A 10,830-nucleotide genomic window follows, 5' to 3' on the forward strand; every position below is an offset into this window, starting at 1 on the left:
GCCTCGGCGAACGCCAGCGCCGTCGCCCGCCCGATGCCGCTGCCGGCACCGGTGACCAGGACCAGCTGCGCGCCGAAGCGGTCGGCGTGCCGGCCCGGGGCCGCCACCTGCGTCCGGCCGCCCTCCACGGACGTCACGTACTCGCCGATCCACGCCGCCAGCTGGTCGGGGCGGGTACGCGGCACCCAGTGCTTGGCCGGCAGCGTCCGCCGGGTCAGCTGCGGAACCCACGTCTCCAGGTCGTCGTAGAGCCGCTCGGACAGGAAGGCGTCGTCCAGCGGCGTGATGAGCTGCACGGGCGCGTGCGCGTAGGCGTCGGGGCGCGGCCTGCGCAGCCGGGCGCGCACGTTGTCCCGGTACAGCCAGGTGCCGTGGGCCGCGTCCGAGGGCAGGGACGAGGTGGGGTAGCCGCCGGGGGGAGTCTTCTCCATCCGTTCCAGGATGCGCGGCCAGGCCTTGCCCAGTGGTCCGCGCCAGGCCAGTTCGGGCAGCACCGGCGTGTGCAGCGCGTACACGTACCAGGACTTGGCGCCCTGGCCGAGCAGTTGTGCGACCCGGCGGGGGGTGGGCCGCTTCAGACGCCGGCCGATCCAGTGGCCGAAGTGGTCGAGGGAGGGCCCCGACAGGGAGGTGAAGGAGGCGATCCGCCCCTTGGTGCGCGGGACCGTGACGAACTCCCAGGCCTGCACCGATCCCCAGTCGTGCCCCACCAGATGCACGGGCCGGTCCGGGCTGACCGCGTCGGCGACGGCCAGGAAGTCGTCGGTGAGCTTCTCCAGGGTGAACCCGCCGCGCAGCGGGCGCGGTGCCGTGGACCGGCCGTGGCCCCGGACGTCGTACGCCACCACGTGGAAGTGTTCCGCGAGGCGCGGCGCCACCTCGGACCAGACCTCCTTGCTGTCGGGGTAGCCGTGCACGAGGACGACCGTCGGCCGGCCGGGCTCGCCCAGCTCGGCCACGCACAACTCGACGCCGCCCGTCCGCACCCGGCGCTCCCGCGCGCCCTTCAGCACGGTCTCCACCATGCCCGGCCCCCTTCCGCTACGTGTCCGTAACGTGACTCCCGCGAATCTCGCAGTTGTTGGAGATCACGTCAATAGCGGGTCCAAGAGCTGTGGACAACCCACGTCCCCAGGTATCCCCTACGGGCACGTACGACTCCAGACGGACCCCAAGACGGCTCTCCGGTCTGACGACCGGGGTGGCAGGGGTCACTACCGTCAGGGACGTGACTGTGATCGCGACCGAAAGCCTGAGCAAGCGGTTCCCCAGGGTGACCGCTCTTGACCGGCTCTCCGTGGACGTCGGGCCCGGTGTGACCGGACTCGTCGGAGCCAATGGAGCCGGCAAGTCCACACTGATCAAGATCCTGCTGGGTCTCTCCCCCGCCACCGAGGGCCGTGCCGAAGTGCTCGGACTCGATGTCGCCACCAAGGGCGCCGCCATCCGCGAGCGGGTCGGCTACATGCCGGAGCACGACTGCCTGCCGCCGGACGTCTCGGCGACGGAGTTCGTCGTCCACATGGCGCGCATGTCGGGGCTGCCGCCCACCGCCGCGCGCGAGCGCACCGCGGACACGCTGCGCCACGTCGGCCTGTACGAGGAGCGCTACCGCCCCATCGGCGGCTACTCCACCGGCATGAAGCAGCGCGTGAAGCTGGCGCAGGCCCTGGTGCACGACCCGCAGCTGGTCTTCCTGGACGAGCCGACCAACGGCCTCGACCCGGTCGGCCGCGACGAGATGCTCGGCCTGATCCGCCGGATCCACACCGACTTCGGCATTTCGGTCCTGGTCACCTCGCACCTGCTGGGCGAGCTCGAGCGCACCTGCGACTACGTCGTCGTCATCGACGGCGGCAAGCTGCTGCGCTCCAGCTCCACCACCGACTTCACGCAGACCACCACCACCCTCGCGATCGAGGTCACCGACACCGACGAGCACCCGGACGGCACCCGCGCGGTGCGCGACGCGCTCCACGCGCGCGGGGTGAGCGTGGAGGACGGCAGCGGGCTGCCGGGCGCCGGGCACATCCTGCTGCTCACCGCGCAGGGCGAGGAGACGTACGACCTGGTCCGCGACGTGATCGCCGGGCTCGGCCTCGGCCTGGTGCGCATGGAACAGCGCCGGCACCACATCTCCGAGGTCTTCACCACCAGCGACCAGCAGCACGACGAGCAGCGGAAGGAGGCGGTCGGCCATGGCAGCTGAGCAGTCCCTGCAGACACCGATCACTGCGACGGGTGACACCCGTATCCACAACATCGGCTACCGCTCCTACGACGGCCCGCGCCTGGGCCGCGCCTACGCCCGCCGCTCGCTGTACTCGCAGTCCCTGCGCGGCTCCTACGGCCTCGGCCGCTCGGTGAAGTCCAAGGTGCTGCCGATGCTGCTGTTCGTGGTGATGTGCGTGCCGGCCGCCATCATGGTGGCCGTGGCCGTCGCCACCAAGGCCAAGGACCTGCCGGTCGACTACACGCGCTACGCGATCATCATGCAGGCCGTCATCAGCCTGTACGTGGCCTCCCAGGCGCCGACGTCCGTCTCGCGCGACCTGCGTTTCAAGACCGTGCCGCTGTACTTCTCGCGGCCCATCGAGACCGCCGACTACGTGCGCGCCAAGTTCGCCGCGCTGGCCTCGGCCCTGTTCATCCTCACGGCCGCTCCCCTGCTCGTGCTCTATGTGGGCGCGTTGCTCGCCAAACTCGATTTCGCCGACCAGACCAAGGGATTCGCACAGGGACTCGTCTCCGTGGCACTGCTCTCGCTGCTCTTCGCCGGGATCGGCCTGGTCATCGCCGCGGTCACCCCGCGCCGCGGCTTCGGCATCGCCGCCGTGATCGCCGTCCTGACCATCTCCTACGGCGCGGTCTCCACGCTCCAGGCGATCGCCGACGTACAGGGCAGCGGCGACTCCATCGCCTGGCTCGGCCTGTTCTCGCCGGTCACCCTCATCGACGGCGTGCAGTCCGCCTTTCTCGGGGCCACGTCCACCTTCCCGGGCGGGGTCGGTCCGAGCGACGCCGAGGGCGCGGTCTACGTGCTGTTCACCCTCGGCCTGATCGCCGCGTGCTACGGCCTCCTGCTGCGCCGCTACAAGAAGGTGGGACTGTGACCACGCTCTCCATCGACCACGTCTCCCGCTGGTTCGGCAACGTGGTCGCCGTCAACGACATCACCATGACCATCGGGCCCGGCGTCACCGGCCTGCTCGGCCCCAACGGCGCCGGCAAGTCCACCCTCATCAACATGATGGGCGGCTTCCTGGCCCCCTCCACCGGCACCGTCACCCTCGACGGACAGCAGGTGTGGCGCAACGAGCAGATCTACCAGCACATCGGCATCGTCCCCGAACGCGAGGCGATGTACGACTTCCTCACCGGGAAGGAGTTCGTCCTCGCCAACGCCGAACTCCACGGTCTCGGAGCCAAAGCGGCGCAGAAGGCGCTCGCCACGGTCGAGATGGAGTACGCGCAGGACCGCAAGATCGCCACGTACTCCAAGGGCATGCGCCAGCGCGTGAAGATGGCGTCCGCGCTGGTCCACGAGCCGTCGCTGCTGCTGCTCGACGAGCCGTTCAACGGCATGGACCCGCGCCAGCGCATGCAGCTGATGGACCTGCTGCGCCGCATGGGCGACGAGGGCCGCACCGTGCTGTTCTCCTCGCACATCCTCGAGGAGGTCGAGCAGCTCGCCTGGCACATCGAGGTCGTGGTCGCCGGCCGGCACGCCGCCAGCGGCGACTTCCGCAAGATCCGCCGCCTGATGACGGACCGCCCGCACCGCTACCTGGTGCGCTCCAGCGACGACCGCGCCCTGGCCGCGGCGCTGATCGCGGACCCGTCGACGGCCGGCATCGAGGTCGACCAGGCGGAGGGCGCGCTGCTCATCCAGGCCGTCGACTTCGGCCGCTTCACCGCGCTGCTGCCGAGGGTCGCCCGCGACCACGGCATCCGGCTGCTCACCGTCTCGCCGTCGGACGAGTCGCTCGAGTCCGTCTTCTCGTATCTCGTCGCGGCGTAGGAGGCCGAAGATGTACGACCCCACAGTCGCCCGGCTCACCTACCGGGCCCTGCTCGGCCGCCGCCGGGCCCTCATCCTGGGCGCGCTGCCCCTGCTGCTGCTCGTGATCGCGATCGCGGTGCGCGGCCTCGCCGGAGCCGACGACCAGACCGCGGCCGACGTGCTCGGCGGGCTCGCGCTCGCCACCATGGTGCCGATCATCGGCGTCATCGCGGGCACCGGCGCGATCGGTCCCGAGATCGACGACGGCTCGGTGGTGTATCTGCTGTCCAAGCCGATCAAGCGGCCCACGATCGTCTACACCAAGCTGATCGTCGCGATCGCCGTGACCATGGTGTTCTCGGCGGTGCCCACGCTGGTCGCGGGCCTCATCCTCAACGGCAACGGCCAGCAGATCGCCGTCGCCTACACCGTGGCCGCGCTGGTCGCCTCCATCGCCTACGCGGCGCTGTTCCTGCTGCTCGGCACGGTCTCGCGGCACGCGGTGGTGTTCGGGCTGGTCTACGCGCTGGTCTGGGAGGCGCTGTTCGGCTCTCTGGTGCCCGGCGCGCGCACGCTGAGCGTCCAGCAGTGGGCGCTGGCCGTGGCGCAGAAGGTCTCCGGCGGCGACCTCGTCACCTCGGACGTCGGCCTGACGACCGCGACGGTCCTGCTGGCCGCGGTCACCGTGCTGGCCACCTGGTTCGCCGGCCAGAAGCTGCGGACGCTGACCCTCGCCGGGGAGGAGTGAGCAGACGTCCTCGGGGCGCCGCCGGTCGCGGTGGCGCCCCTTCTGTTTATTCGGTGGCGCCCAAGTCGCCCGGCGGGGACAGTAGTTCTGTCCGCATCGCCGGGAAGGTCCGGCGTCGTGTTCTGGGAGAGGAGCGGGACGATGTCCATGCACGGCAGTACGTCCAGCTCCCTTCAGGGCAGCCCGCGGCGGACTTAAGGAGTAATCCCTACTGCTCCGTCGAGTCCGCCCCGCACGGGGAGCTGCCCGGGGCGGCCGCTTCGAGCACGCGACTCGCACATCGCGTGGGCCGCCCACCCGGAGGATTGGCCGAGTGGCAAGGCACCGGCTTGCTAAGCCGTGGTCGGGTGAGAGCCCGCGCACGTTCGATCCGTGCATCCTCCGCGAGACACCGGCGCGTTCAGGGCGTTGATCAGCCCAGCAACCGCTCCAGAACCACCGCGATGCCGTCCTCGTCATTCGTGGACGTCACCTCGTCGGACACCGCCCGCAGCTCCGCGTGGGCGTTGGCCATCGCCACGCCGTGCGCGGCCCAGGCGAACATCGGGATGTCGTTCGGCATGTCCCCGAACGCGATCGTCTCCGCGGCCTTCACCCCGAGGCGGCGCGCCGCCAGCGACAGCCCCGTCGCCTTGGACAGGCCCAGCGGCAGCAGTTCGACGATGCCCTCGCCCGCCATCGTGACGGTCACGAAACCACCCGCCACCCGCGTGGCCGTCTCCGCCAGCTCGTCGTCGGTCAGGGTCGGGTGCTGGATGTAGAGCTTGTTGAGCGGCGCCGTCCACAGGTCCGACGCGTCCGTGAACGGCGTCGCGGGCAGCGCGCCCGTCACCTCGTAGCCCGGCCCGACCAGCACCTCGCCGTCCAGGCCGTCCCGGCTCGCCGCCAGATACAGCGGCCCGACCTCCGCCTCGATCTTGGCCAGTGCCACCCCGGCGAGCTGCCGGTCCAGCGTGACCGAGGTCAGCAGGCGGTGCGCCCCGGCGTCGTACACCTGGGCGCCCTGACCGCAGACGGCGAGGCCCTCGTAGCCGAGGTCGTCGAGTATCGGGCGGGTCCAGGGGACCGCGCGGCCGGTGACGACGATGTGCGCGGCGCCCGCCTCGGTGGCCGCGGCGAGCGCGTCGCGCGTGCGCCGCGACACCGAGCCGTCCGAGCGCAGCAGCGTGCCGTCGAGGTCGGTGGCGACGAGCCCGTACGGGAAGGGCGACGGGGCGGTGCCGGGACTCACCTGGCTCACTTGGCGACCGGTTCCAGGATCTCCCGGCCGCCCAGGTAGGGACGCAGCACCTCGGGCACGCGCACGGAGCCGTCGGCCTGCTGGTGGTTCTCCAGGATCGCCACGATCGTGCGCGGTACGGCGCACAGGGTGCCGTTGAGCGTCGCCAGCGGCCGTACGGTCTTGCCGTCACGGACGCGGATCTGCAGGCGGCGCGACTGGAACTCGGTGCAGTCGGACGTCGAGGTCAGCTCGCGGTACCTGCCCTGGGTGGGGATCCACGCCTCGCAGTCGTACTTGCGGGCGGCCGAGGATCCCAGGTCGCCGGAGGCGACGTCGATCACGCGGAACGGCAGCTCCAGCGAGGTCAGCCACTGCTTCTCCCACTCCAGCAGCCGCCGGTGCTCCTCCTGCGACTCCTCCGGAGTGACGTAGGAGAACATCTCGACCTTGTCGAACTGGTGGACGCGGAAGATGCCGCGGGTGTCCTTGCCGTGCGAGCCGGCCTCGCGGCGGAAACAGGGCGAGAACCCGGCGTAGCGCAGCGGCAGCCGGTCGGCGTCGATGATCTCGTCCATGTGGTACGCGGCGAGCGCCACCTCGGACGTGCCGACCAGGTAGAGGTCGTCCTTCTCGAGGTGGTAGACGTCCTGCGCGGCCTGGCCGAGGAAGCCGGTGCCCGCCATCGACTGGGGCCGCACCAGCGCCGGGGTCAGCATCGGCGTGAAACCGGCCGCAGTGGCCTGGGCCATCGCCGCGTTCACCAGGGCGAGCTCCAGCAGCGCCCCCACGCCGGTGAGGAAGTAGAAACGGGAGCCGGAGACCTTGGCGCCGCGCTCGGTGTCGATCGCGCCGAGGATCTGGCCGAGCTCCAGGTGGTCCTTGGGTTCGAAGCCCTCGGCATCGAAGTCGCGGATGGTGCCGTGCGTCTCCAGCGTGGTGAAGTCCTCCTCGCCGCCGACGGGCACGTCGGGGTGGACGAGGTTGCTCAGCTTGAGCAGCAGCTCCTGCGTCTCGGCGGCGGCGGCGTCACGGTCGGCGTCGGCGGCCTTGACGTCGGCCTTGAGCTGCTCCGCCTTCTTCAGCAGCTCGGCCTTCTCGTCGCCGGCCGCCTTGGGGATGAGCTTGCCGAGCGCCTTCTGCTCGGCGCGCAGCTCGTCGAAGCGGACGCCGGACGACCTGCGCCGCTCGTCGGCAGACAGGAGGGCGTCGACGAGCGCGACGTCCTCTCCACGGGCGCGCTGCGAAGCGCGCACACGGTCGGGGTCCTCACGAAGCAGGCGAAGGTCAATCACGCGCTCAAGGCTACCGGTGCGGACTGACGACCCTCGACTCACTATTGCGGACGCCGCCACGTGCTGACCGTTATGTATCGATTGCGCATTGTGTCCGCAAGGTCAATGAAAAGGGCACGTTTCCCGGAACGGGTCAGTCCGGGTGTCGGCGATTGACCGGAATCCCTTGTGGGGAGCGGGACTTGGGCGTCGGTTGTCCACAGGCATCCACACGTTCCAAAAAGTTATCCACAGGGTGTGGGGAAGATCTGTGGACTTAGGAAGTGATCACTCCGGAACCGAAGATCGAACTTGAGAATTCCCAGCGCAAACCCCCTTTACCCCCTCTTTCGAGTGGAAAGGGTTCGCTCCAAAGGGTTGACCAAAGGAAAAGGGTGGACGAAGGGTGATGTGCGGGACGATGAACGTGATCATGGCCAGTAGGGCGATTTGTCGACGGAATGGCCCTTCGTTGTCGACTTGTCCCCAGGTCGAGAAGCTGACCTGTGGATAACTCCTGTGGAAAACGAAAATCAGCAGGTAGCACCAGCACTGGCCGCACTGCGACGGTGGTCAGAACCGGCCGTCCTGGCAGCGCGCCACCCAGTCCGCCGCCGACACGAACTCCTCGTCCGACGTCCCCGGCAGCACCGGCCGCACTTCCTCCGGCCGTACGTCCGCACGCGGGTACGAACCGAGAAAGCGCACCTGCAGACAGATCCGCTTGAGCCCCATCAGCGCCTCGGCCACCCTGCGGTCCGAGATATGGCCCTCGGCGTCGACGCAGAAGCAGTAGTTGCCGATACCGGCGCCGGTCGGCCGGGACTGGAGCAGCATCAGGTTGATGCCCCGGGTGGCGAACTCGCCCAGCAGATCACGCAGGCCGCCGGGGTGGTCGTCGCGCTGCCACAGCACGACGGAGGTCTTGTCGGCACCGGTCGGTGCCGCCGGCCGGGCGGGGCGGCCGACCAGCACGAACCGGGTCTGCGCGTTCTCCGCGTCGTGGATCCCGGTCTCCAGGGCCTCCAGGCCGTAGCGGGCCGCGGCGAACTCACCGGCGAAGGCGGCGTCGTAACGGCCCTCCTGCACCAGCCGGGCCCCGTCCGCGTTCGAGGCGGCCGATTCCCAGACGACGTCCGGGAGATTGGCCTTCATCCAGTTGCGGACCTGCGGCTGGGCGGCCGGGTGGGCGGTGACCGTCTTGATGTCGGACAGCGTGGTGCCGGGGCGCACGAGCAGCGCGAAGGTGATCGACAGCAGTACCTCGCGATAGATCATCAGCGGGGTGCCGGCGACCAGCTCGTCGAGGGTGGTCGTGATGCCGCCCTCGACGGAGTTCTCGATCGGCACGAACGCGGCCTCGGCCTCGCCGGCGCGCACCGCGTCGAGCGCGGACTGCACGGACACGTACGGGATCAGTTCCCGGGTGGCCGCCTCGGGAAGGGTGCGCAGGGCGACCTCGGTGAAGGTGCCTTCGGGGCCGAGATAGGCATAGCTCGCTGGCATGACCTCACCCTAATGGGCCCCCGCCGACGGCGGCCCCGGATGCGTTCCATGGGGTGAGACGAGGCGACTTCAGCCCTCCAGCAGGCGCTGACCCACGTACTCTCCCTCCGCCGCGCCGCCGGGCACCGCGAACAGTCCGCTCGCCTCGTGCCGGATGAACGGCGTCAGCGCGTCCCCCCGGTCCAGCTTCCGCTGCACCGGCACGAAGCCGCGCAGGGGATCGGCCTGCCAGCAGATGAACAGCAGACCCGCGTCCGGCACCCCGTCCGCGTCGATGCCGTCGTGGTACGAGAACGGGCGTCGCAGCATCGCCGCGCCCCCGTTCTGGTCCGGCCGTGTGATCCGGGCGTGGGCGTTGATGGGGACGACGAGATTGCCCTGGGCGTCCGTCTTCTCCAGGTCCATCTCCGACGTCTCGGTGCCCCCGGACAGCGGCGCCCCGTCGGACTTGCGGCGCCCGATGACGCTCTCCTGCTCCTTGAGCGAGAGCTTCTCCCAGTCGTCGAGGAGCATGCGAATGCGGCGTACGACGGCGTAGGAGCCGTTCGCCATCCAGGCGGGCTCGCCGTTCTCGGGGACGAAGATCCGCTTCTCGAAGTCGGAGTCGGCCGGCTTCGGATTGCGGGTGCCGTCGACCTGGCCCATCAGATTGCGGGCGGTCATGGGGTGGGCGGTGGCGCCCGGCGAGCGGTTGAAGCCGTTCATCTGCCAGCGCACCCGGGCGGCCGAACCGGCGTCCTTCTGGACGGCGCGCAGGGCGTGGAAGGCGACCAAGGCGTCGTCGGCGCCGATCTGCACCCACAGGTCGCCGTTGCTGCGTGCCTTATCGAGGTGGTCGGAGGAGAAGTCCGGCAGCGGGTCCAGGGCCGCCGGGCGCTGCTTCTCCAATCCGGTGCGGGCGAAGAAGCTGTGGCCGAAGCCGAAGGTCAGGGTCAGCGAGGAGGGGCCGGCGTCCCGGGCCACATCGGTGTCGCCGTGCGCGGCCGGTTCCCCCGCCATCAGTCGCCGGGCCGTGTCCGACCAGCGGCGCAGCAGGACGGCGGCCTCCTTGCGTCCGGCGCCCGGCACCAGGTCGAAGGCGATGAGATGGCCGCGGGCCTGGAGCCCCTCGGTGATGCCGGGCTGATGTTTCACGTGAAACGGCACCTGGCGCTCGCCCACCGAGGCCAGCGGGGTGGACGCCCCGGCGGGAGCGGAGGCGTAGCCGACGGCGCCGCCCGCCGCACCGAACACCAGGCCCGTGGCCCCGGCGGTGCCGAGCAGGCGGCGCCGCGAGATGCCGTGACGCGCGGCCGGTGCGGCGGCACGCTCCTCGGGTACGTCCGGGGTCCGGGCCTGTGGTGTGCGGGCCTGCGGTGTGGACTGGTCAGCCATGGTGGTTCAGCCGATCTTCGCGTTCTTGGAGACGGTCGCCTGGTCGATGTCGGAGGTCCGCACGGTCACCTCGATCTTCCAATCGCCCGCCATGGGGATCTGGACGCCGCTCGCCGACCAGTGTCCAGTGGTGATGTGGTCGGGGACGACCGGCAGCGGCCCGATGTCCTTCGCCTCGAGGGTGAAGGCGATCTTCACCTCGGGGATGTCGTAGGGCTTGCCGTCGGGGCGCTCCACGTAGACGTGCACGGCGTTGCTTCCCACACGTGCCGGGTCCAGGTCGATGGTCACGACCCCCTTGCCGTCCTTGCCGCCGGTGTCGAACGGCATGTTCAGGGTGACGGCACCGGAGCCCTGACCGGGCGCGGCGGACGACGACGTGGAGGACGAGGTGGCCGCGGCCGCCTCCTGCTCGGTCCGCCCCGGCTCGGTCTGCGTCAGCACGGTGGTGACGGCGAGCAGGACGACGGCGACGCCCGCTTCGGCGAGCACGGAGCGGCGCAGGCCGGACCGGTTCGGGTCGGCGTCCCGCAGCCGCTTCTGCCGGGCGGTCTCCATCGCGGCCCGCTGCCGGGCGAGCTGCGCGGCCCGCGCGGAGTCGCCAGCGGCGTTCTTCGCAGCGGAGCCCTCACCGGGCGCCTTCGCAGGGGAGGCCTCGTCGGCAGTCTTCCCGGCGGACGCGCCGGCGGCCGACTTCGCCGCGCTG

9 protein-coding genes, 1 tRNA gene and 1 pseudogene are annotated in these 10,830 nt (G+C 70.5%); 5 read left to right on the plus strand and 6 right to left on the minus strand.

Going from position 1 to position 10,830, the window contains the following annotated elements:
• Positions 1 to 1,025, minus strand: a 1,025-nt coding sequence (locus tag N4P33_RS26965; RefSeq protein WP_260829390.1) for an SDR family oxidoreductase, incomplete at its 3' end; no start/stop codon positions are given.
• A 164-nt stretch (positions 1,026 to 1,189) separates the two neighbouring features.
• Between N4P33_RS26965 and N4P33_RS26970 the strand changes: the two genes are divergently transcribed.
• From N4P33_RS26970 to N4P33_RS26990, 5 genes are all read left to right on the plus strand, one after another.
• The gene (locus tag N4P33_RS26970) at positions 1,190 to 2,209 is read left to right on the plus strand and encodes an ABC transporter ATP-binding protein (protein ID WP_399030185.1); all 1,020 of its coding nucleotides are present in this window, start codon (positions 1,190 to 1,192) and stop codon (positions 2,207 to 2,209) included.
• Positions 2,199 to 3,113 (plus strand): ABC transporter permease, encoded by a 915-nt coding sequence (locus N4P33_RS26975; protein ID WP_260829391.1) that lies wholly within the window; start codon positions 2,199 to 2,201, stop codon positions 3,111 to 3,113. Before N4P33_RS26970 ends, N4P33_RS26975 begins: the two co-directional genes overlap by 11 nt.
• Positions 3,110 to 4,021 (plus strand): ABC transporter ATP-binding protein, encoded by a 912-nt coding sequence (locus N4P33_RS26980; protein WP_260829392.1) that lies wholly within the window; start codon positions 3,110 to 3,112, stop codon positions 4,019 to 4,021. Before N4P33_RS26975 ends, N4P33_RS26980 begins: the two co-directional genes overlap by 4 nt.
• Positions 4,022 to 4,031: 10 nt before the next feature.
• Entirely contained in the window at positions 4,032 to 4,751 is a 720-nt protein-coding gene (locus N4P33_RS26985) for an ABC transporter permease subunit (protein WP_260829394.1), read from the plus strand.
• A gap of 299 nt (positions 4,752 to 5,050) precedes the next feature.
• A tRNA-Ser gene (locus N4P33_RS26990) sits at positions 5,051 to 5,135 on the plus strand.
• 28 nt (positions 5,136 to 5,163) lie between these two features.
• Here N4P33_RS26990 and N4P33_RS26995 read toward each other — a convergent pair.
• From N4P33_RS26995 to N4P33_RS27015, 5 genes and pseudogenes are all read right to left on the minus strand, one after another.
• Positions 5,164 to 5,991: an HAD family hydrolase gene (locus N4P33_RS26995; protein ID WP_260829395.1), complete on the minus strand. Its 828-nt coding sequence runs from the start codon at positions 5,989 to 5,991 to the stop codon at positions 5,164 to 5,166.
• Positions 5,988 to 7,265 carry a serine--tRNA ligase gene (gene serS, locus N4P33_RS27000; RefSeq protein ID WP_260829396.1) on the minus strand — a complete coding sequence of 426 codons (1,278 nt, stop codon included), beginning with the start codon at positions 7,263 to 7,265 and terminating at the stop codon, positions 5,988 to 5,990. The genes N4P33_RS26995 and serS overlap by 4 nt, the downstream gene beginning before the upstream one ends.
• A gap of 552 nt (positions 7,266 to 7,817) precedes the next feature.
• Positions 7,818 to 8,750: a prephenate dehydratase gene (pheA, locus tag N4P33_RS27005; protein WP_260829397.1), complete on the minus strand. Its 933-nt coding sequence runs from the start codon at positions 8,748 to 8,750 to the stop codon at positions 7,818 to 7,820.
• 69 nt (positions 8,751 to 8,819) lie between these two features.
• Positions 8,820 to 10,124: an iron uptake transporter deferrochelatase/peroxidase subunit gene (gene efeB / locus N4P33_RS27010; RefSeq protein WP_260829398.1), complete on the minus strand. Its 1,305-nt coding sequence runs from the start codon at positions 10,122 to 10,124 to the stop codon at positions 8,820 to 8,822.
• Positions 10,125 to 10,130: 6 nt separating this feature from the next.
• Positions 10,131 to 10,830 (minus strand): annotated as a pseudogene (locus N4P33_RS27015) (hypothetical protein); the annotation flags it as partial.

Origin of the sequence: Streptomyces sp. 15-116A, assembly GCF_025290915.1 — a bacterium.
Classification (GTDB): domain Bacteria; phylum Actinomycetota; class Actinomycetes; order Streptomycetales; family Streptomycetaceae; genus Streptomyces.